27 protein-coding genes and 2 tRNA genes are annotated in these 25884 nt (G+C 69.1%); 14 read left to right on the forward strand and 15 right to left on the reverse strand.

The window, feature by feature from the left end:
• Positions 1-141 precede the first annotated feature (141 nt).
• Together hisC and JHL17_RS21810 are read right to left on the reverse strand one after the other, a co-directional pair.
• The gene (hisC, locus tag JHL17_RS21805) at positions 142-1233 is read right to left on the reverse strand and encodes a histidinol-phosphate transaminase (protein WP_200196373.1); all 1092 of its coding nucleotides are present in this window, start codon (positions 1231-1233) and stop codon (positions 142-144) included.
• A 152-nt stretch (positions 1234-1385) separates the two neighbouring features.
• Positions 1386-2282 carry a chorismate mutase gene (locus JHL17_RS21810; RefSeq protein ID WP_200196374.1) on the reverse strand — a complete coding sequence of 299 codons (897 nt, stop codon included), beginning with the start codon at positions 2280-2282 and terminating at the stop codon, positions 1386-1388.
• Between the two features lie 196 nt (positions 2283-2478).
• Here JHL17_RS21810 and metX point away from each other — a divergent pair, with 196 nt between their 5' ends.
• The 4 genes from metX (at position 2479) to JHL17_RS21830 (ending at position 5391) form a co-directional block, all read left to right on the forward strand.
• The gene (gene metX / locus JHL17_RS21815; protein ID WP_425599641.1) at positions 2479-3708 is read left to right on the forward strand and encodes a homoserine O-acetyltransferase MetX; all 1230 of its coding nucleotides are present in this window, start codon (positions 2479-2481) and stop codon (positions 3706-3708) included.
• A 20-nt stretch (positions 3709-3728) separates the two neighbouring features.
• A complete protein-coding gene (gene metW, locus JHL17_RS21820) occupies positions 3729-4340 on the forward strand; it encodes a methionine biosynthesis protein MetW (protein WP_200196376.1) in 612 nt (203 codons plus the stop codon).
• A gap of 76 nt (positions 4341-4416) precedes the next feature.
• Complete coding sequence (locus tag JHL17_RS21825) at positions 4417-4671, forward strand: DUF3072 domain-containing protein (RefSeq protein ID WP_200196378.1); 255 nt, start codon at positions 4417-4419, stop codon at positions 4669-4671.
• Between the two features lie 129 nt (positions 4672-4800).
• A complete protein-coding gene (locus JHL17_RS21830; protein ID WP_200196380.1) occupies positions 4801-5391 on the forward strand; it encodes a PRC-barrel domain-containing protein in 591 nt (196 codons plus the stop codon).
• A gap of 5 nt (positions 5392-5396) precedes the next feature.
• Here JHL17_RS21830 and JHL17_RS21835 read toward each other — a convergent pair whose 3' ends face one another.
• The gene (locus tag JHL17_RS21835) at positions 5397-6812 is read right to left on the reverse strand and encodes an MFS transporter (RefSeq protein WP_247893726.1); all 1416 of its coding nucleotides are present in this window, start codon (positions 6810-6812) and stop codon (positions 5397-5399) included.
• A 158-nt stretch (positions 6813-6970) separates the two neighbouring features.
• Here JHL17_RS21835 and JHL17_RS21840 point away from each other — a divergent pair, with 158 nt between their 5' ends.
• Together JHL17_RS21840 and JHL17_RS21845 are read left to right on the forward strand one after the other, a co-directional pair.
• Complete coding sequence (locus JHL17_RS21840) at positions 6971-7156, forward strand: hypothetical protein (protein ID WP_200196383.1); 186 nt, start codon at positions 6971-6973, stop codon at positions 7154-7156.
• Positions 7157-7159: 3 nt separating this feature from the next.
• Positions 7160-7357 (forward strand): hypothetical protein, encoded by a 198-nt coding sequence (locus tag JHL17_RS21845; RefSeq protein WP_200196385.1) that lies wholly within the window; start codon positions 7160-7162, stop codon positions 7355-7357.
• Positions 7358-7459: 102 nt separating this feature from the next.
• Here the strand turns inward: JHL17_RS21845 and JHL17_RS21850 are convergent, their stop codons facing one another.
• The 6 genes from JHL17_RS21850 to JHL17_RS21875 are packed head-to-tail and all read right to left on the reverse strand — an operon-like array spanning position 7460 to position 12782.
• Entirely contained in the window at positions 7460-8113 is a 654-nt protein-coding gene (locus JHL17_RS21850) for an aspartate/glutamate racemase family protein (RefSeq protein WP_200196386.1), read from the reverse strand.
• Positions 8110-9021, reverse strand: coding sequence for a polysaccharide deacetylase family protein (locus tag JHL17_RS21855; protein WP_200196388.1), 912 nt, complete (start codon positions 9019-9021; stop codon positions 8110-8112). Before JHL17_RS21855 ends, JHL17_RS21850 begins: the two co-directional genes overlap by 4 nt.
• A gap of 5 nt (positions 9022-9026) precedes the next feature.
• Positions 9027-9824 carry an ABC transporter permease gene (locus JHL17_RS21860; protein WP_200196389.1) on the reverse strand — a complete coding sequence of 266 codons (798 nt, stop codon included), beginning with the start codon at positions 9822-9824 and terminating at the stop codon, positions 9027-9029.
• On the reverse strand, positions 9821-10678 hold the full coding sequence (locus tag JHL17_RS21865) for an ABC transporter permease (protein WP_200196391.1): 858 nt from the start codon (positions 10676-10678) through the stop codon (positions 9821-9823). Before JHL17_RS21865 ends, JHL17_RS21860 begins: the two co-directional genes overlap by 4 nt.
• Complete coding sequence (locus tag JHL17_RS21870; protein ID WP_345773857.1) at positions 10675-11781, reverse strand: ABC transporter ATP-binding protein; 1107 nt, start codon at positions 11779-11781, stop codon at positions 10675-10677. The genes JHL17_RS21865 and JHL17_RS21870 overlap by 4 nt, the downstream gene beginning before the upstream one ends.
• Positions 11748-12782: an extracellular solute-binding protein gene (locus tag JHL17_RS21875; protein WP_200196393.1), complete on the reverse strand. Its 1035-nt coding sequence runs from the start codon at positions 12780-12782 to the stop codon at positions 11748-11750. The genes JHL17_RS21870 and JHL17_RS21875 overlap by 34 nt, the downstream gene beginning before the upstream one ends.
• A gap of 189 nt (positions 12783-12971) precedes the next feature.
• On the opposite strand from JHL17_RS21875, the gene JHL17_RS21880 reads away from it, so the two are divergent.
• Positions 12972-13691: a GntR family transcriptional regulator gene (locus tag JHL17_RS21880; RefSeq protein ID WP_200196395.1), complete on the forward strand. Its 720-nt coding sequence runs from the start codon at positions 12972-12974 to the stop codon at positions 13689-13691.
• A gap of 715 nt (positions 13692-14406) precedes the next feature.
• Here the strand turns inward: JHL17_RS21880 and cueR are convergent.
• Both cueR and JHL17_RS21890 read right to left on the reverse strand, forming a co-directional pair.
• Entirely contained in the window at positions 14407-14805 is a 399-nt protein-coding gene (gene cueR / locus JHL17_RS21885; protein WP_425599642.1) for a Cu(I)-responsive transcriptional regulator, read from the reverse strand.
• The gene (locus tag JHL17_RS21890; protein WP_200196397.1) at positions 14802-17255 is read right to left on the reverse strand and encodes a heavy metal translocating P-type ATPase; all 2454 of its coding nucleotides are present in this window, start codon (positions 17253-17255) and stop codon (positions 14802-14804) included. The genes cueR and JHL17_RS21890 overlap by 4 nt, the downstream gene beginning before the upstream one ends.
• Positions 17256-17416: 161 nt before the next feature.
• On the opposite strand from JHL17_RS21890, the gene JHL17_RS21895 reads away from it, so the two are divergent.
• Positions 17417-17977, forward strand: coding sequence for a hypothetical protein (locus JHL17_RS21895; RefSeq protein ID WP_200196398.1), 561 nt, complete (start codon positions 17417-17419; stop codon positions 17975-17977).
• A gap of 86 nt (positions 17978-18063) precedes the next feature.
• The gene (locus JHL17_RS21900) at positions 18064-18708 is read left to right on the forward strand and encodes a trimeric intracellular cation channel family protein (protein ID WP_200196399.1); all 645 of its coding nucleotides are present in this window, start codon (positions 18064-18066) and stop codon (positions 18706-18708) included.
• Positions 18709-18884: 176 nt separating this feature from the next.
• On the opposite strand, the gene JHL17_RS21905 is transcribed toward JHL17_RS21900, so the two are convergent.
• Positions 18885-20147: an ABC transporter substrate-binding protein gene (locus JHL17_RS21905; RefSeq protein WP_200196400.1), complete on the reverse strand. Its 1263-nt coding sequence runs from the start codon at positions 20145-20147 to the stop codon at positions 18885-18887.
• 126 nt (positions 20148-20273) lie between these two features.
• On the opposite strand from JHL17_RS21905, the gene JHL17_RS21910 reads away from it, so the two are divergent.
• From JHL17_RS21910 to JHL17_RS21920, 3 genes are all read left to right on the forward strand, one after another.
• Positions 20274-21707 (forward strand): tetratricopeptide repeat protein, encoded by a 1434-nt coding sequence (locus JHL17_RS21910; RefSeq protein ID WP_200196401.1) that lies wholly within the window; start codon positions 20274-20276, stop codon positions 21705-21707.
• Positions 21708-21819: 112 nt separating this feature from the next.
• Positions 21820-22608 carry a metallophosphoesterase gene (locus tag JHL17_RS21915; protein WP_200196402.1) on the forward strand — a complete coding sequence of 263 codons (789 nt, stop codon included), beginning with the start codon at positions 21820-21822 and terminating at the stop codon, positions 22606-22608.
• Positions 22609-22780: 172 nt separating this feature from the next.
• Complete coding sequence (locus JHL17_RS21920; protein ID WP_200196403.1) at positions 22781-23185, forward strand: carboxymuconolactone decarboxylase family protein; 405 nt, start codon at positions 22781-22783, stop codon at positions 23183-23185.
• A gap of 77 nt (positions 23186-23262) precedes the next feature.
• Here the strand turns inward: JHL17_RS21920 and JHL17_RS21925 are convergent.
• The 3 genes from JHL17_RS21925 to JHL17_RS21935 all read right to left on the reverse strand — a co-directional run bounded on the left by JHL17_RS21925 (position 23263) and on the right by JHL17_RS21935 (position 24766).
• A tRNA-Pro gene (locus tag JHL17_RS21925) sits at positions 23263-23339 on the reverse strand.
• A gap of 202 nt (positions 23340-23541) precedes the next feature.
• Positions 23542-23618: transfer RNA gene (locus JHL17_RS21930), tRNA-Pro, on the reverse strand.
• A 131-nt stretch (positions 23619-23749) separates the two neighbouring features.
• A complete protein-coding gene (locus tag JHL17_RS21935; protein ID WP_200196405.1) occupies positions 23750-24766 on the reverse strand; it encodes a polyprenyl synthetase family protein in 1017 nt (338 codons plus the stop codon).
• 100 nt (positions 24767-24866) lie between these two features.
• On the opposite strand from JHL17_RS21935, the gene JHL17_RS21940 reads away from it, so the two are divergent.
• Both JHL17_RS21940 and JHL17_RS21945 read left to right on the forward strand, forming a co-directional pair.
• On the forward strand, positions 24867-25073 hold the full coding sequence (locus JHL17_RS21940) for a putative signal transducing protein (RefSeq protein ID WP_200196406.1): 207 nt from the start codon (positions 24867-24869) through the stop codon (positions 25071-25073).
• On the forward strand, positions 25070-25840 hold the full coding sequence (locus tag JHL17_RS21945) for a methyltransferase (RefSeq protein ID WP_200196408.1): 771 nt from the start codon (positions 25070-25072) through the stop codon (positions 25838-25840). Before JHL17_RS21940 ends, JHL17_RS21945 begins: the two co-directional genes overlap by 4 nt.
• Positions 25841-25884: the final 44 nt, after the last annotated feature.

A 25884-nucleotide genomic window follows, 5' to 3' on the forward strand; every position in this document is an offset into this window, starting at 1 on the left:
GCCGCAAAGCGGTGGGGAGGGTGAGGGGTGACCCAAGAATCCCGAAGCACATGGCTTCCTGCCCAACCCCTCACCCTTCCCATGCTCCGCATGGGCCCCTTCCCTCTCCCGGGACGGGAGAGGGAGATTCACGGCACCTCTTCAGGACTTCAAAAAGTCCCGCAGCGCGTCGGCCACCGCGCGCATTTCCTGCTCGGTGCCGATGGTGACGCGCAGGCAGCTCGGCAGACCATAGGACGGCATCTGGCGGACCAGGATGCCGCGGGCCTTCAGGAACTGGCGGGCGGCCTCGGCATCGTCCTTGCCGGCGGGCAGGCCCTTGAAATCGACCAGCACGAAGTTGGTGACGCTCGGGTGCACCGTCAGGCCAAGCTCCCGCACGGTGGCGGAGAACCACTCGCGCCACTGCTCATTGTGGCTGCGGGAGCGGTCGAGGAACTCGGCGTCCTCCACCGCGGCGACGCCGGCGACATGGGCGGCGTTCGACACGTTGAAGGGACCGCGCACCCGGTTGAGCACGTCGACGATCCCAGCCGGGCCATAGCACCAGCCGATGCGCAGGGAGCCCAGCGCGAAGATCTTCGAGAAGGTGCGGGTCATCACCACGTTGGGGAACTGCTCCACCAGTTCCTCGCCGGCGGTGTAGTCGTCCTTGTTCATGTATTCGGCATAGGCCGCGTCGATGACCAGGATGACGTCCGGCGGCAGGCCGGCATGCAGCCGCGCCACCTCCGACGCCGGCAGATAGGTGCCGGTCGGGTTGTTCGGGTTGGCGAGGAAGACCAGGCGGGTGCGCGGGGTAACGCGGGCCAGCAAATTGTCGACGCTGGCGGTCAGCCCGTCCTCGGGCGCGGTCACCGGGGTGGCGCCGACCGACTTGGCACCGATCGGGTACATCAGGAAGCCGTATTGCGAATACAGCACCTCGTCGCCCGGCCCGGCATAGGAGCGGATCAGCAGGCTGATGATCTCGTCGGACCCGGCGCCGCAGACGATGCGGTCGGCATCCAGGTTGAAGCGCTTGGCGATGGCGCCGCGGAGCGCCGCCGACCCGCCGTCGGGGTAGCGGTGCAGCGTCGAGGCCGCCGCCGCATAGGCGTCCATCGCCTTCGGGCTCGGTCCCAGCGCCCCTTCGTTGGAGGCGAGACGGATATGACCCTGATGCTCGCCGCCGACATAGGCGGCGATGTCGAGAATCCCCGGACGCGGCTGCGGGCCGTTCGGCTGGGTCATGGTCTGCTTACCTTCCGACGCTGTTGGATGGGCGTTTCTGGGATGAAAGTGGAACAGGGTGGAACAGGTCCGGCGACCATGTTCCAACCCTGCCGACTGCGGGTGCAGCTTAAGGCAGGAGGCGCTCGGCCGGCTCGCCCTGAATGCGCGGATCAGCCCAGATGCAGCGGCACGGCATAGCCGCCGACGACGGTGACCCGCACCGGGATGTCGCCCGACCGTTCCGCCAGCTTGGCGAGGCGGGGGTCGGCCTGTCCGACGAAGTCGCCGACCTCGACCAGATGGACGGACGGCCCGCCGCCGCTCATCCCGGTGGCATGGCCGGCCGGGTGCCAGGTGCAGAAGCCGACCGGCGGCAGGCCGCAGGCCTCCAGCAGATCCTTCAGGCGGCCACGGCTGAGGTCGCCGCCGATCTCGATGCTCAGCAGCGTGCGGTCGTCGCCGGTCGGCTCATGCGGGACGGCGGCGATGGCCAGCGCGTCGCGGTTCTCGCCGCGGGCATTGCCGCGCCCGCCGAAGGGCAGCCGCGCCACCACCTGCGGCCTTCCGGCATCGGCCGACACCAGGAAGCGCCACCAGGGATCCGAATCGTCCTCGGCCGGATAGGGCACGACGGCGACGGTGGCCGCCCCTTCCGACACCGCGCGCAACGCGGCGGCCGGGGTGTTGACGGCGGTCATCGGCACGAAACCGCCGAAATGGTCGCGGGCGACGTCCCAGAAGCCGCGGCGATCCTCCGGCGCATAGACGGCGACGGCGAAGGGCCCCTGCATGCGGGTGAAGGCGGTGATCATCTCCCGCCAGATGCGCACCACGACCTGGGCGGGGAAGGAGCCGGCATGGCGGGCCATCAGGCGCCGCAGGATGGTGGCCTCCCGCGCCGGACGAAGGATCACGGGCTGGGCGCCGCTGTCCGCAACGCCATTGCCTTTCGCCACCCCGATGCGCTCCACCACGGCGGCGCGGCGCATCAGCAGGTCATGGATCGCGTCGTCGATCTGGTCGATCTCGCGGCGCAAATCGTCGAGCGGGGTCCGGGCGGCGGCCATGGGTCACAAAACCATAAAATGCAGAGCCGGATAGTAGTAGTCCGCATGCGCCGCGAAATCAAAGAAAACATTGACACTCCGAAGGCCGGCTTCGTAGCTATACCCTCCCGTTCCGCCCCAGCTCACCGACGGTTCCCGCCGAGGCGCCGCAAGGCCTCACACAGGCCGGGAACCGCTTCCGAAGGCCCGAAGCGACATGTCCGCGCCCCCCACCGCGCCGCAGCCCTCCCTGGTCACCCCGTCCCCGGTCAACCCGGCGGTCGCCGACCACCCGGCCATGCCGGGCAAGCGCGTGCGGCTGGCGGTGGACCGGCCGATGAGGCTGGACAGCGGCATCGAGATCGGCGGCTTCCAGATCGCCTACCAGACCTACGGCACGCTGAACGCCGACAAATCCAACGCGATCTTCATCTGCCACGCCCTGACCGGCGACCATTTCGTCGTGGAGAAGCACCCGGTCACCGGCAAGCCCGGCTGGTGGGAGATGCTGGTCGGCCCCGGCAAGCCGGTGGACACCGACCGCTATTTCATTATCTGCTCCAACGTGCTGGGCGGCTGCCTGGGCAGCACCGGGCCGAAGGACGCCGACCCCGCCACCGGCCGGCCCTATGGCCTGTCCTTCCCGGTGGTGACCATCGGCGACATGGTGCGGGCGCAGAAGCTGCTGGTCGAGCATCTCGGCATCGAGAAGCTGTTCTGCGTCATCGGCGGGTCGATGGGCGGCATGCAGGTGCTGCAATGGGCGGTCGCCTATCCCGAATCGGTGTTCGCCGCGGTGCCCATCGCCACCGCCGCCCGCCATTCGGCGCAGAACATCGCCTTCCACGAGGTCGGACGCCAGGCGATCATGGCCGACCCCAACTGGCGCGGTGGCAACTACCTGCTGGAAGGCACCAAGCCGGAGGCCGGTCTGGCCGTCGCCCGCATGGCCGCCCACATCACCTACCTGTCGGAAGCGGCCCTGCACCGCAAATTCGGCCGCAACCTGCAGGACCGCAAGGCCGTCACCTACGGCTTCGACGCCGATTTCCAGGTGGAAAGCTACCTGCGCTACCAGGGGGCGGCCTTCGTCGAGCGGTTCGACGCCAATTCCTACCTCTACATCACGCGGGCGATGGATTACTTCGACCTCGCCGCCGATGCCGGGGGCACGCTGGCGAACGCCTTCCGGCCGGGGGGCAAGACGACGCCGGTGCGTTTCTGCCTTGCCAGCTTCTCCAGCGACTGGCTGTTCCCGACTTCGGAATCGCGGGCCATCGTGCATGCGCTGAACGCCGTCGCCGCCAATGTCAGCTTCGTGGAGATCGAGACCGACAAGGGCCACGACGCCTTCCTGCTGGACGAGCCGGAGTTCCATCAGGTCATCCACGGCTTCCTGGAGGGCTGCGCCGAGCATCGCGGCCTGTCCGCCCGCCGCGCGCGCTGATTGGGGCAAGAAGACCGACCATGCTGGACATTCGCGACGACCTGAAGCTGATCGCCGAGATGGTGGAGCCGAACAGCCGCGTGCTGGACGTCGGCTGCGGCGACGGCGCCCTGCTGGACTATCTGTCCCACGCCAAGAACGTCGACGGCCGCGGCATCGAGCTCAGCATGGACGGCGTCCGGCAATGCGTGGCGCATGGCCTGTCGGTGATCCAGGGCGATGCCGAGGCCGACCTGAAGGACTATCCGGCCGAGGCCTTCGATTACGTCATCCTGGGCCAGACCCTGCAGGCGATGAAGCAGCCGCGCGACGTGCTGGAGATGATGTGCCGCATCGGCCGCCGCGCCATCGTGTCGGTCCCCAATTTCGGCTATTGGCGGGTGCGGCTCCAGCTGATGCTGACCGGCCGCATGCCGGTGACGGAAAAGCTGGGCTACCAGTGGTGGGAAACGCCCAACATCCATTTCTGCACGCTGCGCGACTTCGTCGTCCTGACCGAGGAGATGGGCATCACCATCGAACAGACCCGCATCATCGACCGTGCCGGCCGGGTGGCCAGCCGCGCCCATTCCGGCTTCGCCAACCTGCTGGGCGAACAGGGCGTCTTCCTGTTGCGGCGCAACGGCGGGTGATGTTTTCCCGGCGAAGGCGGGAACTTCCCGCCTTCGCCATTGTTCATGATACGTTCCCCTTCGAGAGGCACGGATCATGACCACCAAGCAGTCCACCGATCGCCACGACCATGCCGGTCACGAGAATCCGAAGACCGGCGAAGACACCTCCAACCGCGACAAGAATCCCGACGACTGGACCACCGGCGACGAGCCGATGACCGGCGCCCAGGCGTCCTACCTGAAGACGCTCAGCGAGGAAGCCGGCGAATCGTTCGACGATGGCCTGACCAAGGCGGAAGCGTCCAAGCGGATCGACGCGCTGCAGGACAAGACCGGGCGCGGGAAGTAAGAAGGGTGGCTACAAATGCCCTCTCCCGCCTCGGGAGAGGGAGCCATATGCGATCCTCTGTCGGCAACCCAATGGCATGTTGCGCTGTTAACCAGGGCGATACCGAATCCGAATGGAAAGGTCGCCCCCATGCTCCGCCCCCTGTTGCTCGTTCCAGCTGCGGCGCTGCTGCTGACCGGCACCGCCTTCGCCCAGACCGCCCCGGCGCCGGGCGTCACCGCCGCACCGCCGCTGATGACCGCGCCGCGGCCGGACGACCAGCCGGCGACCGGGCAGATCACCTCCCCGCCGGGCGTCAGCGGCGAAGCCCCGTCACTTGAGGTGCAGAATCCCGCCCCCGCGGTCACGGGCGCCCAGGGCTCGTCGCCGCCCGTCGCCGCCCTGCCGCCGGCCGCCCTCAATCCGGATCAGGCCCGGGCTATGGTGGGAACGGAACTGCGCACCAGCGACGGCCAGCCGGCCGGGCGCATCCTGGATTTCACCATGGACCAGACCGGCGACCGGGTGGACCGGATCGTCCTGGCGCCGAACGAGGTGCTGGGGCTGGGCGAAAAGCTGGTGGCGGTGCCGGCGGCGACGCTGGGCAATGGCCCCAACGGCCCGATGCTGACCATCGGCGAAGCCGATTTCGCCAAGGCGCCGACCTTCGCCTATGGCAGCGAGCCGACGCTGACCCGCCCCGAAAGCCAGCAGCCCGCCCAGCAGCCCAACAGTCAATAAGCCCGTCAGGTCGCGGGACGGCGGCGGAAGATGCCGGTCAGGCAGGCGACGAGGCACAGCCCGGCGCCCAGCCACAGCACCACCACGCTGCCGTCCGCCTTGCCGATCGCGGTGAAGACCAGCCCGACCGTGGCGGCGCCCAGCGTCTGGCCCAGCAGCCGCCCGGTGGCCTGAATGCCGCTGGCGCCGCCGCTGCGCTCCTTGGGCGCGCTGCTGACCAGGACCTTGTTGTTCGGGGTCTGGAACAGGCCGAAGCCGAAACCGGCCAGCGCCATGCGCCAGACCACGTCCAGGTTCGACGGGTCCGACGGCAGCAGCGCCATGAAGGCGAGGCCGGCGGCGAAGAGGGCCAGTCCGACCGCGGCCAGCCGCGTCGGCTCGTAGCGGTCGGCCATCCGGCCGGAGATCGGGGCGACCAGTGCCACCACCAGCGGCCAGGGCGTCATCAACAGCCCCGATTCCGCCAGCGAGCGGTTCAGCACGTCCTCGAAGAAGAAGGGCATCGCCACGAAGACGATGTTCTGCGCCGCGAAGGAGCAGACCGACGTCACCACCGTCAGGGCGAAAACCGGCCGGCGCAGCAGATCCACCGGCAGCAAGGGGGCCGCCTGCGCCAGTTCGCGCCGAACCAGGGTCGCGCCGAGCGCCAGTGCCGCCGCCAGCTCCGCCGCGACCAACCATGGGGGCTGACTGCCGTCCACCCCCTTGAAGCCGACGATCAGCAGGCCGAGCGTGGCAGCGTTCAGCGCGGCGCTCAGCCAATCGAACCGGTGCCCGGCCGGATTGGAGGCCGGCATCGCCCGCGCCGCCACCGCCAGCGCCGCCAGCCCGAGCGGCACATTCACCGCGAACAGCCAGGGCCAGGACGCCACCGACAGGATCAGCGCTGCCAGGCTGGGCCCCGCGGCGGAGGACACCGCGACGATCATCGCGTTGTAGCCGACGCCGCGCCCGAGATGGGTGGAGGGGTAGATGTGACGGACCAGCGCCAGATTGACGCTCATGATCCCGGCGCCGCCGATGCCCTGCAGCACGCGGGCAGCGGTCAGCAGCGGCAGGTTCGGCGACAGCGCGCAGGCGAGCGAGGCCACGGTGAAAACCGCAAGGCCGAACCAGTAGACCTTGCGGTAGCCGATGATGTCGCCCAGCGAGGCCATCGGGAACAGCGCGACGGTGACCGCCAGCTGATAGGCGTTGACCACCCAGATCGCGCTGGCGGCATCCACCGCGAACTCGCGCTGGATCGTCGGCAGGGCGATGTTGGCGACCACGCCGTCCAGCACCGCCATGATCAGCGCGACGGTCATCGCCGCCATCGCCCAGTAGCGCTGCGGGATCGGCAAGCCGTCGACCGCCACGGCGGGCGGCTTGCGGGTTGCGGATTGGGGCGAGGAGAGGGTCGGCGCGGAGGGGTTCGACATGCCCGTCAGCATAAAGGCCGCCGGGCGCCCTGCGGTCGCAGCAATTTCGCATGAAAGCATTGCGAAGGCCGAGCGCGCGGGTGGGTCTTCACTGGTCCGGAACCCCTCCCCCGCCCTCCTGTTGGAGGGTAACGCGAGCCAACATAAGGAGTGCCACCATGACCAAGCACATCCCGCCCGTCCCGCCCGAGGGCCGCAGCGACAAGGGTCCCGGCGAGCCGGCGACCAGCGCCTCGCCCGATGACGGCGCCGGCAACCGCGGCACGCCCAACACCAAGGAACAGGGCCAGACCGGCAACACCCGGCAGAACACCACCCACCAGGGCTACCAGCAGGATCGGTGAGGCATGACCAAGCACAACGAGGCGACCGACCGCCACCATGGCGGCCCCGGCAGCAGCCGGCAGAACGCCGACAAGCCGGAACCGGCGGCGGAAAAGCACCCGCATCCGGGTGAACCCACCAACGGCCGCCAGTCCGGCAGTTCCAGCGGCGGCGGCGAACGCGACCTCCACCACACGCACGACCCGAAGACCAAGCGATAGATACGCGTGACGCCGCGACGTTCGGCGCGGGCGGCATGGCGCCGCCCGCCCTGACGGACATCGGCAGAGCCGGCCGTAACCGAGGCGCCGCCCTTGCGGGTCTCAACCGCCGACGGCGGCTCCGCCTGCTACCAGATCGTTCAGTGCCGCGGTCAGCCCGTCGAGCAGGGGAAGCGCCGCCTTGGCCTGCAGCCGGCCCGACCAGCCGGAGAACGGGGCGCCACCCAGCAGGACCGCCTCCGCCCCGCGGTCGCGGGCGGCGGCGACCGCCTCCAGGATCTCGCCATGGTAGCGCCATGGCTCGAACGCCAGATCGAGGACGCCGCCGCTGAGGAAGGCGATGCCGGCCATCTGGTCGGCCAAGCCGAGTTCGCTCACCCTGGCCTCGATCGCCGGACGCATCGCCGGGCCCAGCGTGACGACGGCGAAACGGCGCCCCCCGGACCCGGCGGCGCGCAGGCCGGCCTCGCCCAGCCCTTGTACCGGCCTCCGGCCAAAGGCAGCCCGTGCCCGCGCCAGTCCGGGATCGCCGAAGGCGCCGACGATGGCACCCTCGCAATCGGGATGGGCGCCGAGCATGGCGGCCACCGCCAGTTCGGCGGTGGCCAGATCGGCCGGCGTCTCCAGCGCCGGCGCACCGAACGGGGCGGTCGCCCCGACGATGGTCACGCCGCCGTCCACCAGGGCCCACGCCGCCTCGACCATGCGGGCGGTGATGCCGGCCGAGGTGTTGGGATTGGCGATCAGGATCCTCATGGCTGGGGCGGCTCCGGAAAGACGGTCAGCCAGTGGCGGGCGATGTCGGCGCGGCGGGCCGCCCACACGCCCGGCTTTTCGGCCGCATGCCGCAGGATGCGCTCCAGCGCCCCCATGCGCCCCGGCCGGCCGATCATCCGCAGGTGAAGCCCGACCGACAGCATCCGCCTGCCTTCCCCATGCAGCCAATCCATCGCATCGGTGACATAGCCGGCGAAATCGGCTCCGGCGAAGCGCTGGGTGTGGAAGTAATGCATGTCGTTGGTGTCGAAGGCATAGGGCAGCACGACATGGCGCCGTCCGCCGATGTCCAGGTCGTAGGGAAGGTCGTCGTTGTAGGCGTCGCTGTCGTAGAGGAACCCGCCCTCCTCCACCAGCAGCCGGCGGGTGTTGGGCGATGCGGCGGAGCGGGTGTGCCAGCCCACCGGGCGCTCGCCGGTCGCCGCGCGGATCGCCGCCACGGCGCGGGCGATGGCCTGCCGTTCCTCCGCCTCCGCCATGTCGGCGTGGCTTTCCCAGCGCCAGCCATGGGCGGAGACCTCGTGCCCGCGCGCCACCGCGTCGCGGGCCAGATCGGGGGAGCGCTGCACCGCTTGGCCGCAGGCGCTGACCGTCAGCGGGACGCCATAGCGGTCGAACAGATCCATGATCCGCCACCACGCCGCCCGGGTGCCGTATTCGAAATGGCTGTCGATGCAGGGATCGGGGCCGGCGCGGCGGTCGGTCACCTCGTAGACCGCCTCGTTGACCGGGTCGCCGTCGCGGACGGAGAATTCCGCCCCCTCCTCGAAATTCAGCACGAAGGACAGGGCGAGCCGCGCGTCGCCCGGCCAGCGCGGATCGGCCGGCCGGCCGGCATAGCCGCGAAAGTCGCGCAAGGAGCCGTCTCCGGAAGGTCTGTGGGTCATGCCGGTCACTCCCCGGTTCCAGCCATGCGGGACAGCCCGACGGCGCGGTCGGCGATCACCAGCAGGACGAGCGTGCCGAGCAGGATCAGGGTGGACAGCGCCGCCAGGGTCGGGTCCGGCGCCTCTTCGATATATTGCAGCATCTTGATCGGCAGGGTCTTGGTGCGGACGTCGGTCAGGAAGATCGACACCGGATAGTTGTCGAAGGACGCCAGGAAGCTGAACAGCCCGGCGACCAGGAAGGACGGCGCCAGCGCCGGGATCATCACCCGGAGCACGCTCTGCGGCCAGGTGCAGCCCAGCGTCAGCGCCGCCTCGATCAGGGTGAAGTCGAAGCGCGACATCCCGGCGATCATCGTCCGCGCCACGTAGGGCAGCGTGATGACCAGATGGGCCAGCAGCAGCGCCGGCCAACTGGCGGTGAAGCCGATGCCGCGGAAATACTGCAGCATCGCGATGCCGAGCACGAGGCCGGGCATCATCAGCGGCGAGACCAGCGCGGCGGCGAAGGCCTCCGCTCCCGGCAGCCGGCCGCGCACGATGGCGGCGGCGGCCATGGTTCCCGCCACCAGCGACAGGGCGGTGGAGAGCAGCGCGATCTGCACCGACAGCCACAGGGCCGGCCAGAACCCCTCCAGCGAGGCGATGCGCCCGTACCATCTCCACGAGGCGCCGCCGACCGGCAGGTCGAAGACCGGGGTGGGCGACAGGCTAGCGGCGGCGATGACCAGCAACGGCGCCAGCAGGAACAGGCAGGCGAGGATCGCCATCGCCCAGGAGAAGGCCAGTGCGGCGGTTCTCATGCCCGGCCCTCCCTGGCGAGCCGGCTCGACAGCACGACGATGGCGACGGCGATGACCAGCAGCACCACGCCGGCCGCCGCCCCGAAGGCGGGCTCCCGGGTCAGCAGATAGGCCTTGGCGATGGTGGAGGCGAGCGTCGGGTAGCGCTCGCCGATCAGCAGGGTCGGCACGACATAGGCCGAGACCGACAGGGCGGAGACCAGCGCCACCCCGGCGACGATCCCCGGCATGGTCACCGGCAGCGTCACCTTCAGGAAGCCGGCCGCCGGATTGGCGCCGAGCGTCGCCGCCGCCTCCGACAAGCGGGGGTCGAGCTGGGCCACCACGGCGTAGACCGGCAGGATCATGAAGGGCAGGAAGACGTTGACCGCGCCGACGATCAGGGCGGTCTCGGTGAAGATCATCCGCACCGGCGCATCGACGATGCCCAGCCCCAGCAGCACCGTGTTGACGATCCCGCTGGAGCGCAGGAGGATGGTCCAGGCGAAGGCCTTGACGATGACGCTGGCCGACAGCGGCAGGAACAGGCAGCCCAGCATCAGGCTGCGCCATCGCCCTTTCGCCCGCGCGATGGCGAAGCTGGCGGGATAGCCGACCAGCAGGGTGAGGACGGTGACGGCCAGCGACAGCTTCACCGAGTTCCACACCGCGCCGAGATGGTGCGGCGTGGTCAGCAGCCGCTCGTAGGCGGCGAGGCTCGGCCCCGGCGGCGTCCCCGGCGGCGCCTGCAGGCTGACGGCGAACAGCAGGCCGAGCGGCAGGGCGAACAGCGCCAGCAGGATCAGCCCGGCCGGCCCCGACAGCAGCAGGGCGACGCGGCGGTCCCGGTCGATCGGGGGGAGCAGCGCGATCATGCCGCCTCCTCCGCCGGGAACAGCAGGGTTTCGGCGACCGGCCAGCCGAAGGAGACCGGCGTGCCGGGGTCGGGCAGTGCCTGCCGGCCCGGCAGTTCCGCCATCAGGACGGCGCCGCCGGCATCGATCTCCACCACGCTGCGCGATCCCTGGAAGGTGACGCCGGTGACGGTGCCGTGCAGGGTGTTCTCGCCCTCGGCCAGCCGGACATGCTCCGGCCGGGTGGCGACGATCACCGGCGAGCCGGGCAGGAAGCGGCGCGGCGCCCGCACCTGCCCCACCGCCGTCTCCACCATCGAGCCGTCGCCGTCGGCGTCGACCACGGTGCCGGGCAGCCTCAGCGACTGGCCGACGAAGGACAGGGCGAAGGCGGTGGCCGGCCGGTCGTAGAGCGTGCGGGGGTCGGCGAGCTGGTCGATCCGCCCGCGATGCATCACCGCCACGCGGTCGGACATGGTCAGCGCCTCCTCCTGGTCGTGGGTGACGAAGACCGCGGTGGCGCCGATCTGCCGGAGCAGGCGGCGCAGTTCGCCCTGCATGGTCTCACGCAGCTTGCGGTCGAGCGCCGACAGTGCCTCGTCGAACAGGATGACGCTGGGTTCGACCGCGATGGCGCGGGCCAGCGCCACCCGCTGCTGCTGGCCGCCCGACAGGGCGCGGACCGGCCGGTCCGCCAGGGCACCGAGATGGACCAGCTCCAGCGCTCGTTTGACCGAGGCGTCGATCTCCGCCTTCGGCCGCTTGCGCAGCTTCAGCCCGAAGGCGACGTTGCCGGCGACGTCGAGATGGGGGAACAGCGCATAGTTCTGGAAGACGACGCCGACGTTGCGGCGGTAGGGCGGCAGCCGGGTGATGTCCCGGCCGGCCAGTTCCAGCACGCCGCTGTCCGGCTGGGTCAGGCCGGCGATCACCCGCAGCAGGGTGGTCTTGCCGCAGCCCGAGGGGCCGAGCAGCGTGACCAGTTCGCCGCGCGCCATCCGCAGGTCGATGTCCGTCAGCACCGGCGTGGCGCCGAAGCGCTTGGACACCCCCCGCACCGACAGATGGGCCGCCATGCCGCCGCCTTCCATCACAGCAGCTCCGTCGTCCAGCGCTCGGCCCACTTGCCGCGCTCCCTGGCGACGAAGGCCCAGTCTGGGGCGAACAGCGTGGCCGGGTCGGGGAAGCCGGCGGGGCGCGGGGTCGCCGTGTTGGTCGGCGCCACCACCGCCTTCTCCACCAGGATCTCCTGCACTGCCGGACCGAGGAAGGCGTCGATCACCGCGTCGGCCAGATCCGGGGCCGGCCCGCCCTTGACCTTGGCGATGCCGGACGGCATGGCGAAGCCGCCCTCCTTCGGAACGGCGAGGTCGACCGGCGCCCCTTCGGCCTTGCGGGTCAGGGTGTAGGCGGAGAACTGGCCGCCGATCATCGACGCCTCGCCCTGCTCCAGCAGGTTCATCGCCTGGGGGGCGTTGGTGTAGACGTTGAGCAGGCTGGGAACCAGGCTCTTCAGCTTCTTGAAACCGGCGTCGATGTCGTACTGCGCCTCGGCGAAGGGCTTGCCGGTCTCCAGATGCGCGGCGACCAGCAGGTTCCAGAACCCCTCGGTGTTCTGGATGGACGGGACGATGACCCGCCCCTTGTTGGCCGGCACCCACAAATCGGCCCAGGAGGCCGGGGCGGGGGTCTTGGAATTGAAGGCGATGCCGGCCCAGGGGCGCTGGTAGTTCGCCCACATCCCGTCGCGATGGACCGCGCCGGCGACCAGCCGGTCGAGGTTGGGGCTGCCCTTGGCGGTGATCGGAACGATCAGCCCTTCGTCCGCCGCCTTGATCATCACCGGGTCGTCCATGATGACGACGGAGAATTTCGGCGCCCCGCGGTCGGCCTGCATCTTCTGCAGGTTGGTCAGCGAGTTGGAGCCTTCATACAGGATCGTGACGCCGAGTGACTTGTTTATCGCCGGAAACACCGCCTCGTTGAAATATTTGGCTGCGCCGGCCGGGCCGCCGACGACGATCTCCTTGGTCTGGGCGCGCAGGATGGACGGCATGGCGAGCGAGGCGGCGAGGGCTCCGCCGGCCGTCAGCAGGGTGCGGCGGGACAAATCGTCAGGGCGCATGGGAAAGGCTCCGAGCGGGGGAAAGACAGGATGCCTTTCGCAAAGGTCGTGCCAAATGTGCACATTTTGCCTTGCGCGCTGGAATCAAAGGCTTAAAACAGATTCATGGGCGACGCTTCAAACTGCGCCCGCAATAATGTGCACATTATTTTGAATGAATGCGCACATTTTTTCAGCACAGGTTCGGGAATGACGACGCGCGCCAGCAAACGCCCGCCCAAGGGCGACACCGAAGCCGACGAGACCGTCTATACGGCGATCCTCGACGCCATCCTGGCCGGGCGTCTGGTCGCCGGGACAAAGCTGGCGGAAACGCCGCTGGCCGAGCTTTTCGGCGTGTCGCGCGAACGGATCCGCAAGGTGCTGCACCGGCTGGTGGCGGAACGGCGGCTGGAGGCGGTGACCAACCGCGGCGTCCGGGTTCCCTGCCCGACCCCGGACGACGTGCGGGCGATCTATCAGGCCCATCGCGTGTTGGAGGCCGGGATCCTGGTGGAGCTGGCGAGCCGGCTGGATGACGCATTATTGGGCAGGCTGGCGGACCACATCGCCTGCGAGCGTCAGGCGGCGGCGGACGGCGACCGTGCCGCCTCGGTCCGGCTGTCCGGCCAGTTCCATCTCCTGATCGCCGACTCGCTCGGCAATGCCGAGCTGTCGGCGGCCTTGCGCGACCTGCTGTCGCGCTCCTCGGTGATGGTGTCGGTGTTCGAGGCGGCGACGGACTCGATCTGCGGCGCCAACGAACATGCGGCCATCGTCGAGGCCCTGCGCGCCCGCGACACCGCGCGCGCCATCGCCCTGTCCGGCGATCATTTCCGCCACATCGAGACCCGCCTGCGCCTCAAGATGCCGAGCGGCGGACGGCCGGACCTGCCGGCGATCTTCAGGCCGCCGGCCCCGGCGGGGTGAGGCAGGGTGATCGCATTTGAAATCTAGAGTCCGATGAAGAGACTTCCTGGATCCCCGCGGAGGCGGGGATCCAGGAAACTCTCGTGTATAGCAGCTGAGATGGCTGGATTCCCGCCTCTGAGCCTGTGAAGAAATCGAACGCACCCATCCAAGAGCTGATCGAGTAGGTGCGCGCGTCTCCGATGGGTCATCCCCGCGAAGGCGCTACGGCATGCACAGATCTCGCTTCTGCGAACGAGATGCGACTTTCTCTAGCGAATGGCCCTTCTCCCCTCGCGGGAGAAGGGTTGGGATGAGGGGGCGGCCGACCGTAGGTCGGTGGAAATCAAACTTGCGTCCCCTCACCCCAACCCGCGGGTCGGCAAAACGCCGTTGGCGTTTGGCCGATCCCGCCCCGCGAGGGGAGAGGGGCTACGCGCAACGGTAAGATGCTTTTCCTGCCGCAAGCGCGAGATCTGTGCATCCCGTAGCGCGAAGGCGGGGATCCAGAGTTCCCAGCGCAAGCACTTGCAAAGTCTGGATTCCCGCCTTCGCGGGAATGACGGTCGAGGGACGCGCACGATGCGACCCAACGCGACGTGGTTCGAACTTGGGGCTTCTCTCAGCGAGTCACCGAATTCTTCACAGACTCCTCCGCGGGAATGACGGGTTTCCTTCTATAGGATCATAACTCCCATATGCGATTGCCCTGCGGGGTGAGGGCGCTCCGGCATCATCACGACGCCAAGTCCTTCAGGATCGGGCAGTCCGGCCGCTCGTCCCCGTGGCAGGCGTCGGCGAGCTCATGGAGCGTGTCGCGCATCGCCTGCAGCTCGGCGATCTTCGCCTCCAGCTCGTCGATGTGCTGGAGCGCGATCCGCTTCACCTCCGAACTGCAGCGCGAGCGGTCCTGCCAAAGGCCGACCAGCTTCTGGATCCGCTCGATCCCGAAGCCCAGCGTCCGCGCCCGCTTGACGAAGCGCAGCACATTCACCTCGCGGTCGTCGTAGACACGATAGCCCGACGCCGTCCGCCCGGCCTCCGGAATCAGGCCGATGGATTCGTAATAGCGGATCAGCTTGGCGTTCACGCCCGACGCCTTGGCGGCGTCGCCGATGGTCATGCCGTCCTTCATCGCACATCCTCACTCTTCGGCGGCGTCCAGCCGCGCAAGGTCAGGGCGTTCACCACCACGCTGACCGAACTGAGCGCCATCGCCGCCCCCGCCAGCACCGGGCTGAGGTTGCCCGATGCCGCCAGCGGGATGCCGACGACGTTGTAGGCGAAGGCCCAGAACAGCCCCTGCCGGATCTTCGCATAGGTCCGCCGCGACACGTCGATGGAGCCGGCGACCAGCCGGGGATCGCCGCGCATCAGGGTGACGCCGGCGCTGTGCATCGCCACGTCGGTGCCGGTCGCCATGGCGATGCCGACATCGGCGGCAGCCAGCGCCGGGGCGTCGTTGATACCGTCGCCGACCATCCCCACCGTCTTGCCCTCCCCCTTCAGCGTCGCGACCACGGCGGCCTTGTCGCCCGGCAGCACCTCGGCGAACACCCGCTCGATACCGAGCGCCGCGGCGACGGAGCGGGCGGCACCCCAGCCGTCGCCGGTCACCATCACCGGCTCCACCCCCTGCGCCTTCAGCGCGGCGATGGCGGTGACGGCGCTGTCCTTCACGGTATCGCCGAAGGCGACGAGGCCAAGCAGGCGCGGCGTCTCGCCGATCTCGATCAGCCAGGACAGGGTGCGTCCGGTCGCCGCGAGCGCCTCCGCCGGTTCGGCCAGCGCGCCCGGCTGCAAGCCGGCCTCCGCCACCGCGCGGGCATTGCCGAGTTGCAGGCGCCGTCCCGCCACCGTGCCGGCGACGCCGCGGCCGGCCAGCGCGCGGAAGTCCGTCACCGGTTCCGCCGCCATGCCCGCCGCAACCGCCCGGTCGCGCAGCGCATGGGCCAGCGGATGCTCGCTGCCGGTCTGGAGGGCGGCGGCAAGGCGCAGCAGGGTCACGCCATCGACGCCGTCGGCCGCGAGCAGGTCGGTGACGCGCGGCTTGCCTTCCGTCAGCGTGCCGGTCTTGTCGAAGGCGACGGCGGTCAGGGCATGGGCGCGCTCCAGCGCCTCGGCGTCCTTGATGAGGATGCCGTGGCGGGCGGCGGCGCCGGTGCCGACCATGATCGCGGTCGGCGTCGCCAGACCCAGCGCGCAGGGGCAGGCGATGACGAGGACCGAAACGGCGGTGACGATGGCCATTTCCAGATCGCCGCCGACGATCCACCAGCCGGCCAGCGTCAGCGCCGCCACCGCCAGAACCGCCGGGACGAACACCGCGCTGACCCGGTCGACCAGCCGCTGGATCGGCGCCTTCGACGCCTGGGCGCCCTCCACCATGCGGACGATCTGCGCGAGCATGGTCTCGGTGCCGACCGCCGTGGTCTCCACCACCAGCAGGCCGTCGCCGTTGATCGAACCGCCGGTGACGCGGTCGCCCGGCTCCTTGTCGACCGGCAGGCTCTCGCCGGTCAGCATCGATTCGTCGACGCCGCCACTCCCCTCCACCACCCGGCCGTCGACCGGCACCCGCTCGCCGGGGCGGACCACCACGGGATCGCCGACGCGGACGCGCTCAACCGGCACCTCGGTCTCCACGCCGTCGCGGCGCAGCCGAGCGGTGGCCGGGCGCAGGTCCATCAGCGCGCGGATCGCCGCCGCGGTCTGGCCCTTGGCCCGCGCCTCCAGCCATTTGCCGAGCAGCACGAAGGTGATCAGCACCGAGGAGGCTTCGAAATACAGGTGAGGCTGGTGACCGGAATGCGCCGTCAGCATCAGGTAGAGGCTGAGGCCCCAGGCCGCCGAAGTGCCGAGCGCCACCAGCAGATCCATGTTGCCGGCCCCTGCCCGCAACGCGTTCCAGCCGGCGCGGTAGAAGCGCGCGCCAAGCCAGAACTGCACGATGCTGGCCAGCACCAGTTGGATCCAGCCCGGCAGCATCCAATCCGCCCCGAACAGGTCGCCGGCCATTCCGGCCAGCAAAGGCAGCGACAGCGCAGCGGCGATCAGCACATGGTGCAGCTCGCGCCGGCTGCGGTCGGCCCGCGCTTCCTCCTCCGCCTGTTCGCCGCCCTGGGTGAGGAGGGCGGCGCCGTAGCCGGCCTTCTCCACGGCGGCGATCAGCTCCGCACTATCGACGCTGCCGGCGAAGGCGACGACATGGGCGCGCTCGGTCGCCAGATTGACCGCCGCCGATTCGACACCGGCCAAGCGGTTGAGCGCTTTCTCCACCCGGCCGGAGCAGGAGGCACAGGTCATGCCGGTGACCGACAGGTCGAACTCCCGCCGTTCGGCGTGGAAGCCGGCGGCCTCGACCGCGTCCGCCGCGGCCTTGGCGTCGGGCGAACCGGCGAAGCTCAGCCGCGCCCGCTCCGTCGCCAGATTGACCGAGACGGCGGTGACGCCCGGCACCCGGCCCAACGCCTTCTCCACGCGGCGGACGCAGGAGGCGCAGGTCATACCCGACACGGCCAGATCCAGGTCGGTCGGGGAAGCCGCGGCCGTCGCCTTGCCGCTGTCTTGCTGGGTCGTGGTCATGCCGGTTCTCCTTCGATTCCTCTCGGCATGACGGGATATGGGGCTTCCAGCCGTTGGAAGGTCAAGGGGCGGATCGACGCAGATCCGCAACTCCCTGAACAAAAGACCGGAGCGGGCGTTCGTGTCCTGACCGCCAGCCATCAGCAGAAGGGACCAGCCCCTTGATCCGCCTGACCATCGCCGAGGCGCAGAGCCGCGTTTCCCACATGCTGACCCATGACCTGGTCGAGGATCTGCGCGCCGTGGAATACGAGACGCCGCCCCTGGCCGACGCCCCCTCCGCCACCCCGCTGAGCGAGTTGCGGCGGGCCGAGGTCAGCTTCAGCCATGCCCCCGGCTCCCCCGACTGCCTCTATCGCATCGGCGCCTTCGGCGATTCGCTGCTGATGCGGCTCCAGCTGAATGTCTGGCGCTTCGTCGCCCTCTACCAGGTGCCGGTGACGGACCCGATCGACAGCAACACCATCGCCCCGCATTTCGAGCGCTGGGCCATCGGCGCCGGCCATGCCGGCTGGACCATCGGCTGGCGTGACGGCGTCGATCCGTGGAATCCGGATCTGCGGGTGGTGGAGACCTATTGCTACGCCATGCTGCCGGAGGATTTCCTGGACGAACCGCTGACCCAGCTCTACTGGCGCACCGACCTGTTGCAGATGACCCGCGCCTTCATGCTGGAGGCGCGGCGGATGGGCATCCGGCTGTCGGCCCCCGACACGGTGTAGCGGAGGTTTCGCTTGGCGTGGCGGGGGCGGCCGTGCTCAATCGGTGGGCACACGATCCTCCGCAGAGTCCGCCCCAGAGTCCGCCCATGCCGCCGCTTCCCATCCCGATGCCGACCGACCTCTCCACCCTGCTGACGGTGATGGATTTCATCGGCGTGTTCGTCTTCGGCCTCAGCGGCGGCACGCTGGCGGTGCGCAAGCGGCTGGACCTGTTCGGGGTGATGGTGCTGTCGCTGGCCGCCGCGCTGGCGGGCGGCGTGATGCGCGACCTGCTGATCGGCGCGCTGCCGCCGGCCAGCCTGCGCGACGACCGCTATCTGATGGTCGCACTTGCCGCCGGGCTGGCCGCCTTCCTGTTCCACGGCCCGATCAACCGGCTGGGCAAGCCGGTGATGGTGCTGGATGCCGCCGGGCTGGGACTGTTCACCGTCGCCGGCTGCGGCAAGGCACTGGCCTTCGGGCTGAGCCCGCTGCCGGCCGCCCTGCTGGGCGTGATGACCGCCTGCGGCGGCGGGGCGATGCGCGACCTGCTGGTGGCCGAGGTGCCGCGGGTGCTGCGCGAGGAGATCTATGCCATGGCCTCGCTGCTCGGGGCCGCGGTGGTGATCGCCGGCCAGCGGCTGGATCTGCCGCCGGTGCCGGTCGCGGTGGTCGGCGCGCTGGCCGTGTTCACGCTGCGCGTGGTCAGCGTGCTGCGCAATTGGAGCGCGCCCAGGGCACCGGGGAGTTGAGGGGACGCCCTCTCCCGCCCCGGGAGAGGGAGGGGACCCGCGCCGTCCGGCGTGGGGAGGGTGAGGGATGATCCGAACATGGACCCGATCCTTGGAACACCCCTCACCCTTCCCATGCTCCGCATGGGCCCCTTCCCTCTCCCGGGACGAGAGAGGGAGCGTCAGAGACGCTTACATCAAGCCCGCTTGCCCCAGCCCGGCATCGGGAAGACCGGGTCGGCTTCGGCCGAGGCTTTCGGCAGCACCACGGTCGGGCGCAGCTTGTGGTTCTGGATGCAGGCCGAGATCAGGTTGGTGTTCTGGCCCTTCTCGTCGAAGGTGATCGCCGGGCCGACCATCAGCTTGTCCGACAGGTTGGTCTGGCGCAGCGCCGCCAGCATGGCCGACGCGTCCGCGGTGCCGGCGCGCTTGAAGGCGTCGGCGGCGATCAGGATCGCCTCGAAGGTGAAGGCGACGTTGAAGGCGTAGCCCTCGAACCGGTCGTTCGGGAACTGCTTCTTGAAGGCCGCCTCGACCCGCTTGGTCATCGCCGCCTTGGGATCGTACCAGGGCAGGTTGGTGATGGCGTAGTCGGCGTATTTGCCCAGCACCTTGTAGAACTGCTCGTCATACAGGCCGGGCGAGCCGGGGGAGACGATGCCCTTGGGCTCCCAGCGCTGCTTCACCATCTCGCGCACCATCATGATGGCATCGTTGGCGCGGGTGGTGACGATGGCGAGTTCGGCGCCGGTGCCCTTGGCCTTCGCCACCTCGACCGCCAGATCCTGCGCCCGCGGATCGTAGGAGATCGACTCCACGATCTGGAACGGCATGTCGAGCTTGGGGAACAGCGCGTCGACGGCGGCCTTGTTCGCCATGCCGAAGGTGTCGTTGGCGTGCAGGAAGACGGCGGTCTTGGGCGTGGTGCCGGTGGCGGCGAACAGGTCCTTCATCAGCGACATCCCGTTCGACACCAGCATGGTGGAGGTCGGGAAGTTGCGGAAGACGGTCTTGTAGCCCTGCTCCGTCAGCTTGTCGGCGGCGGCGATGTTCATCACCAGCGGCACGCCGCGCTGCTCGCAGACCTGGGCGGCGGCGGCGGTCTGGCCGCTGTCGAAGGCGCCGACGATGACATGGGCGCCGTCGTTGATCAGCTTCTCGGTGCGCGAGCGGGCGACGTCGGCGTTCGATTCGGTGTCGGCCGACATCACCTCCACCTTGTAGCCGAGTTCGGACAGCACCGCCGGGGCGATGTCGGCGCCACGCTGGCAGGCCTGCCCCGCCTGGGCCAGCAGGCCGGAGCGCGGCAGCAGCACGCCGACCTTCAGGGTGGTGTCCTGGGCGAAGACCGGGGCGCGGCCGAAGCCGGCCAGCACGCCGCCGGCGATCGCCGCCTGGCCCAGCGTGCGGCGGGAAAGGGCGAGTCCTCCGGCGGAACGGTTCTTATGATCGTTGGTCATGATGCAACGGGTGCCTTTTGGCTGAACGCAATGCGGATCCTGTCGACCGAAGATTTCACCGCGCGCGCCCTCTGTGTCAAAGTGGAATCGTCGAAGTCCTTCGATTCGCAATGGAATCAAACCGTCATGCCCAGCAGCGGCCGGACCGTCACCCTCGACGAGGCGCTCGCCATCGCGCTCGACCACCTCAAGTCCGGCCGGTTGGCGGAAGGGGAGGCGCTGTATGCCCGCATCCTCGACGCCGATCCCGGCAATCCCGAAGCGATGCAGCGGATGGGCTTCATCGCCGCCCGCAACGGCGACCTGGACCGCGCGCTGGAGCTTCTGACCCGCTCGGTGGAGCAGGCGCCCGATGCCGACGCGCTGTTCAATCTCGGCACCCTGCACCATCGGGCGCTGCGGACGGAGGAAGCGATCGTCGCTTATCGCCGCGCCCTGGCGCTCCGCCCCGATTTTCCCGACTGCGAATACCATTTGAGCGAGGCGCTGCAGGGCGCCGGCCGGCTGGACGAGGCGCTGGCGGCGCTGGACGGCCTGCTGGGCCGCCATCCCCATTACCCCGCCGGCTGGCGCCAGCACGGCGACATCGAGGCCGATCTGGGCCGGCCCGGCGCCGCGGTGCATTTCTACGAGATGGCGCTGGCGCTCAACCCCGCCGACGAGCTGTCGCAGGCGAGGCTGGCCGGGCAGGAGGCCGCCTTCCGCACCCGCAGCGCGGCGATGGCGGCGCGGCTGCCCGACGGCCGGCACGACCTGCGCGACACCACCATCCTGATCCCCTTCCGGGCCGACAGCGACGACCGCAGGCGCAACCTGCGCTGGATCGTCGCCTTCCTGCTGAAGCATGTCGACGCCACCCTGCTGATCGGCGAGGACAGGGACGGGCCGAGCGACGTGCCCGGCGCGCTCGGCCCCGATCTCGCCGCCCGCTGCCGCCACCTGCATCTGCGCGGCAACGACACGCCCTTCACCCACAAGGCCCACTTGGTCAACCGCATGGCGGAGGCGGCGGAGACGCCGATCGTCGCCCTGCACGACACCGACATCGTGGTGGATCCGGTCCAGTATGTGCTGGCCCGCGACGCGGTGCGGCGGGGCGGCGGGCTGGTCTTCCCCTACAACGGACTGTTCTTCTGGATCATGGGGCGGGAAGTCCTGCGCTTCGGCCACACCCTGTCGGCGGCGCCGCTCAACGCCGTCTGCCCGCGCTTCCCGCTGATGCATCGCAACTCTCCCGGCGGCGGCGCCTTCTTCGACCGCGGGCGGCTGCTCGCCAACGGCGGCTACAACGAGGCCTTCCTGTCCTGGGGCTATGAGGACGACGAGATCGCCGAACGGTTCCGCCGCCTGGGGCTCGGCGTCGAACGGGTGCCCGGCCCGCTCTATCACCTGGAACATGCCCGGCCGGAAAACTCGTCGGAGCAGAACCCCTTCTTCAAGGCCAACCGGGCGGAGCTGGAGCGCGTCCGCGCTGCGGACGGCGGAACGCTGCGCGCCGACATCGCCGCGGGGCGGCTCAGCCGGCCGCTGCTGTCGTCACGCGATCTTCCGGCGGGGTGAAGGCGGCGCAAATGCGGTGCAACAAAGGAAGCCCCCTTAAGAAGCCCTTGAAGGGAAAGCGGCACGGACACAGCTGTGTGGGCGTGATGTGACAAAGTCGAGAACGATCCCCGTGTTGAGCTTGGCACGCAAATTGTGGACGGAGGCGACCTCGGGCGCCTCCTCGGCCGGCCGGACGGGACCGGCGTCGGTGCCGCGCGGCATGCGCGTCTATGCGGTCGGCGACATCCACGGCCGGCTCGACCTGCTCGACCAGATGCTGGGCCAGATCGCCCGTGACGCCGAACAGGCGCCGAACCTGCTGAAATACCTCGTCTTCCTCGGCGACTATGTCGATCGCGGCCCGGATTCGCGGCTGGTGATCGAACGGCTCGCCTGCGGATTGCCGCCGGCCTTCGGCGCGGTGTTCCTGCGCGGCAACCATGAGGACACGATGCTGGGCTTCATGGCCGACCTGCGCGTCGCCCCCGGCTGGCTGACCTATGGCGGCGACGCCACCCTGGAAAGCTACGGCGTCCCGGCCCCCGATCCCGATGCGCCGCCCGAGCATCTGCATCAGGCGCAGACGATGCTGAACAGCGTGCTGCCGGCCCATCACCGGGCTTTCCTGAAGGCCTTGCGCTGCCATCTGACCATCGGCGACTATCATTTCGTCCATGCCGGAATCCGCCCCGGCGTGCCGCTCGACCGGCAGGAGGACAATGACCGCCTGTGGATCCGCGAGGCCTTCCTCGCGTCGCGCGCCGACCATGGCAAGGTTGTCGTCCACGGCCACACCATCGCGCCGGAACCGGAACTGCTGTCCAACCGCATCGGCATCGACACCGGCGCCTACGCCACCAACCGCCTGACCGCCCTGGTGCTGGAGGGGACGGAGCGGCGGTTCCTGTGCACGGTGTGAAAGAGGCGCCCGGTCGCAGCCGGAAAATTCGGCTCCATGGCAAGAGCTAAAAAGCACATCTGTCCCGATGGGGGCGTTCAGCCGCCGTTTCACGGCGTATAATGTCCGCCTTCGACGCGAGCGTGCCTTTGCATTTCGCCGCACGCCCACGCCTCACCTCAGGGAGGGGCACATGGATCGCCAATCAGTCTATCAGGAAATCATGGAGGTCTTCGGGCTGGTTCCATCCTTCTTCAAGGAGTTGCCTGATTCCACCATAGAAACCGAATGGCGCCTGTTCAAAGCCGTGCAGGTCGATGACGGACCGATCCCTCAGAAATACCGTGAACTGATCGGTCTCGGGATCGCCGCCGTCACCAAATGCCGCTACTGCGCTTTCTATCACACGGCGCTCGCCAAGCTCTTCGGAGCGACAAAGGAAGAGATCGAAGCCGCGGTTCATTATGCCAAATCCAGCGCAGGCTGGAGTGCCTATCTGAATGGACTGCAAGTGGACTACGACGCCTTCACACGGGAGGTCGACCAGGCCTGTGACCATGTGCGGGGCCGGATGTCGCAACAGCAGCGCGCCGCCTGACAGGCCGGCCGGTTCCGGCACCACGGCAGGCCGGAAAGACGAAGGGCTTCCGGATCGCTCCGGAAGCCCTTGTCATTTGGTCGGAGAGAGAGGATTCGAACCTCCGGCCCCTGCCTCCCGAAAGCAGTGCTCTACCAGGCTGAGCTACTCTCCGGTCCTGTCACCGGCGGCCTTTCACTTTGGAGTGCGCCGTCCGTCGGTGGAGCGGGTGTATAAACGGTTCCGGCGGCCTGCGCAATGCAAAGTCACAGCCTGGCGGATGCATTTTTGCCATGCCGGTGGAGCATGGAATCACCGGCAGGACTCTGCCCGAAACGACGAAGGGCTCCCGGATTTCTCCGGAAGCCCTTGTCATTTGGTCGGAGAGAGAGGATTCGAACCTCCGGCCCCTGCCTCCCGAAAGCAGTGCTCTACCAGGCTGAGCTACTCTCCGGTCCTGTCACCGGCGGGCGGTGTCGTCCGCCGGTGGAGGGGGTGTATAAACGGTCCGGCCCGGGCGCGCAACGCAAAAAACATGTCGTCGCCAAAAAGACCCAGCCGGCCGCCCCACCCCCTGCCGCTTCGTCAGAAATCGCGATCGATCACGAAATCAATGACTTCCAGCAAGGCCTGCTTGACCGGCCCTTCGGCGAACAAGCCCAGGCTGTCGCGGGCGATCGAGCCGTAATGGCGCGCCCGCTCCACCGTGTCCTTCAGGGCGTTGTGGCGGGCCATCAGCGACTGGGCGCGCTCCAGGTCGCCGTCCTTCTGGTCCAGCTCCTCCATCACCCGGCGCCAGAAGGCGCGTTCCTCGTCGTTGCCGCGGCGGAAGGCGAGCACGACCGGAAGCGTGATCTTGCCCTCGCGGAAATCGTCGCCGACCGTCTTGCCCAGCTTCGCCTGCAGGGCCGAGTAATCCAGCACGTCGTCGACCAGCTGGAAGGCGATGCCGAGATTCATGCCGTAGTCGTTGAGCGCCATCTCCTCCGCCTGGGGGCGGTTCGCGACGACGGCGCCGACGCGGCAGGCGGCGGCGAACAGCTCGGCGGTCTTGCCCTTGATGACTTCGAGATAGGCCTGCTCGCTGGTCTCGGTGTCGTTGGTGGTGCGGAGCTGCAGCACCTCGCCCTCGGCGATGATGGCGGACGCGCCGGACAGGATGCGCAGCACGTCGAGCGACTGCACCTCCACCATCATCTCGAAGGCGCGGGAGAACAGGAAGTCGCCGACCAGCACGCTGGCCTTGTTGCCGAACACCGCGTTGGCCGAGGCCATGCCGCGGCGCAAGTCGCTTTCGTCGACCACGTCGTCGTGCAGCAGGGTGGCGCTGTGGATGAACTCCACCACCGCGGCCAGCAGCCGGTGATGCTCGCCCTGATAACCGCACAGGTTGGCGGCGGCCAGAGTCAGCACCGGGCGCAGGCGCTTGCCGCCGGCGGCGATCAGATAGCCGGCCAACTGGGGGATCATCTCGACCTGCGACTGCATGCGGTCGAGGATGATCTGGTTGACGGCGCTGAGGTCCTCGGCCACCAAAGCGGTCAGGTCGTCGAGCGGGTTAGACTTGCGCCGTTTCGGCTCGAAGTTGGTCACGACCGCCAAGGTCGACTCCACGGATGATTGACGCCAGAATTTGCGCTAGGGAGCATAACGGCCTAGCCTCTTCGGTCAAGTCCGCAGGGGACCGTTCTTTCGAGACACCATGACCGAACTGCTGCGCACTACCGATCCCGTCCGGCTGTCCTGGCTGGTCGCCCTGCTGGCCGATGCCGGAATCGAGGCCATCGTGCTGGACAGCTACACCAGCATTCTCGAGGGGTCCATCGGCGCCATTCCCCGGCGGCTGATGGTCGATACGGAAGACGCCGCACAGGCCGTCCGCATCCTGCGCGAGGCTGGCGAAGCGTGAGCGACCTTATCGTTCCGGTTCCGGAACCAGACAATGAAACGCATGTGGATTTCCTGCTGAACGGCCGGGTGAGGCTGCTCCAGCCGGAGGGGGGCTATCGTGCCGCCATCGATCCGGTCTTCCTCGCCGCCATCACCGCCGCCGGCGACGGCGAACGCGTGCTGGATGTGGGAACCGGCACCGGGGCTGCGGCACTGTGCCTCGCCGTCCGGGTGCCCGGCGCCGTGGTGGTCGGGCTGGAACAGCGTGCCGATGCCTGCGCCTTCGCCCGCCGCAATGCCGCGCTCAGCGGCGTCGCGGAGCGGGTGACCGTGGTGGAGGGCGACCTGCTGGCCCCGCCCGACGCGCTCGGCACCGCCGGATTCGACCGGGTGATGATGAATCCGCCCTATCTGAAGGCCGGTGCCGCCAGCGTTCCCCCCGACGGCTGGAAGGCCGCCGCCAATGTCGAGGGTGCGGCAGGATTGGCCGACTGGGTGCGGTTCGCCGACCGCATGCTGAAACCGCGCGGCACCCTGACGATGGTCCACCGCGCCGACCGGATCGACGACATCCTGCACGCGCTGCACGGCCGGTTCGGCGGCCTCGTCCTGGTCCCGCTCTGGCCCAAGCCGGGAGTGGAATCCAAGCGGCTTCTGCTGGTCGCCCGCAAGGGCGGCAGAGCTCCGGCCCGTCTGACCGCCGGCGTGACCGTGCACAAGGCCGAAGGCGGCTACAGCCCGGCGGCGGAACGGATCCTTCGCGACGCCGAGGCGCTCACGATTTAGCGGGGCCAAATTAACGGGACCTGTGCCTTTCAATCGGGAGACTA

Source organism: Azospirillum endophyticum, assembly GCF_016595245.1.
Lineage (GTDB): Bacteria > Pseudomonadota > Alphaproteobacteria > Azospirillales > Azospirillaceae > Azospirillum > Azospirillum endophyticum.

Excerpts from the sequence above, each read along its gene's own strand:
- JHL17_RS21890 (WP_200196397.1), bottom strand. The coding sequence starts at position 17,255 with ATGACCACGACCCAGCAAGACAGCGGCAAGGCGACGGCCGCGGCTTCC.
- JHL17_RS21840 (WP_200196383.1), top strand. The coding sequence starts at position 6,971 with ATGACCAAGCACATCCCGCCCGTCCCGCCCGAGGGCCGCAGCGACAAG.
- JHL17_RS21825 (WP_200196378.1), top strand. The coding sequence starts at position 4,417 with ATGACCACCAAGCAGTCCACCGATCGCCACGACCATGCCGGTCACGAG.
- JHL17_RS21920 (WP_200196403.1), top strand. The coding sequence starts at position 22,781 with ATGGATCGCCAATCAGTCTATCAGGAAATCATGGAGGTCTTCGGGCTG.
- JHL17_RS21905 (WP_200196400.1), bottom strand. The coding sequence starts at position 20,147 with ATGACCAACGATCATAAGAACCGTTCCGCCGGAGGACTCGCCCTTTCC.
- JHL17_RS21830 (WP_200196380.1), top strand. The coding sequence starts at position 4,801 with ATGCTCCGCCCCCTGTTGCTCGTTCCAGCTGCGGCGCTGCTGCTGACC.
- JHL17_RS21835 (WP_247893726.1), bottom strand. The coding sequence starts at position 6,812 with ATGTCGAACCCCTCCGCGCCGACCCTCTCCTCGCCCCAATCCGCAACC.
- JHL17_RS21860 (WP_200196389.1), bottom strand. The coding sequence starts at position 9,824 with ATGAGAACCGCCGCACTGGCCTTCTCCTGGGCGATGGCGATCCTCGCC.
- JHL17_RS21845 (WP_200196385.1), top strand. The coding sequence starts at position 7,160 with ATGACCAAGCACAACGAGGCGACCGACCGCCACCATGGCGGCCCCGGC.
- JHL17_RS21850 (WP_200196386.1), bottom strand. The coding sequence starts at position 8,113 with ATGAGGATCCTGATCGCCAATCCCAACACCTCGGCCGGCATCACCGCC.
- JHL17_RS21855 (WP_200196388.1), bottom strand. The coding sequence starts at position 9,021 with ATGACCCACAGACCTTCCGGAGACGGCTCCTTGCGCGACTTTCGCGGC.
- JHL17_RS21940 (WP_200196406.1), top strand. The coding sequence starts at position 24,867 with ATGACCGAACTGCTGCGCACTACCGATCCCGTCCGGCTGTCCTGGCTG.
- metX (WP_425599641.1), top strand. The coding sequence starts at position 2,479 with ATGTCCGCGCCCCCCACCGCGCCGCAGCCCTCCCTGGTCACCCCGTCC.
- JHL17_RS21875 (WP_200196393.1), bottom strand. The coding sequence starts at position 12,782 with ATGCGCCCTGACGATTTGTCCCGCCGCACCCTGCTGACGGCCGGCGGA.
- JHL17_RS21880 (WP_200196395.1), top strand. The coding sequence starts at position 12,972 with ATGACGACGCGCGCCAGCAAACGCCCGCCCAAGGGCGACACCGAAGCC.
- JHL17_RS21810 (WP_200196374.1), bottom strand. The coding sequence starts at position 2,282 with ATGGCCGCCGCCCGGACCCCGCTCGACGATTTGCGCCGCGAGATCGAC.
- hisC (WP_200196373.1), bottom strand. The coding sequence starts at position 1,233 with ATGACCCAGCCGAACGGCCCGCAGCCGCGTCCGGGGATTCTCGACATC.
- cueR (WP_425599642.1), bottom strand. The coding sequence starts at position 14,805 with ATGAAGGACGGCATGACCATCGGCGACGCCGCCAAGGCGTCGGGCGTG.
- JHL17_RS21910 (WP_200196401.1), top strand. The coding sequence starts at position 20,274 with ATGCCCAGCAGCGGCCGGACCGTCACCCTCGACGAGGCGCTCGCCATC.
- metW (WP_200196376.1), top strand. The coding sequence starts at position 3,729 with ATGCTGGACATTCGCGACGACCTGAAGCTGATCGCCGAGATGGTGGAG.
- JHL17_RS21865 (WP_200196391.1), bottom strand. The coding sequence starts at position 10,678 with ATGATCGCGCTGCTCCCCCCGATCGACCGGGACCGCCGCGTCGCCCTG.
- JHL17_RS21900 (WP_200196399.1), top strand. The coding sequence starts at position 18,064 with ATGCCGCCGCTTCCCATCCCGATGCCGACCGACCTCTCCACCCTGCTG.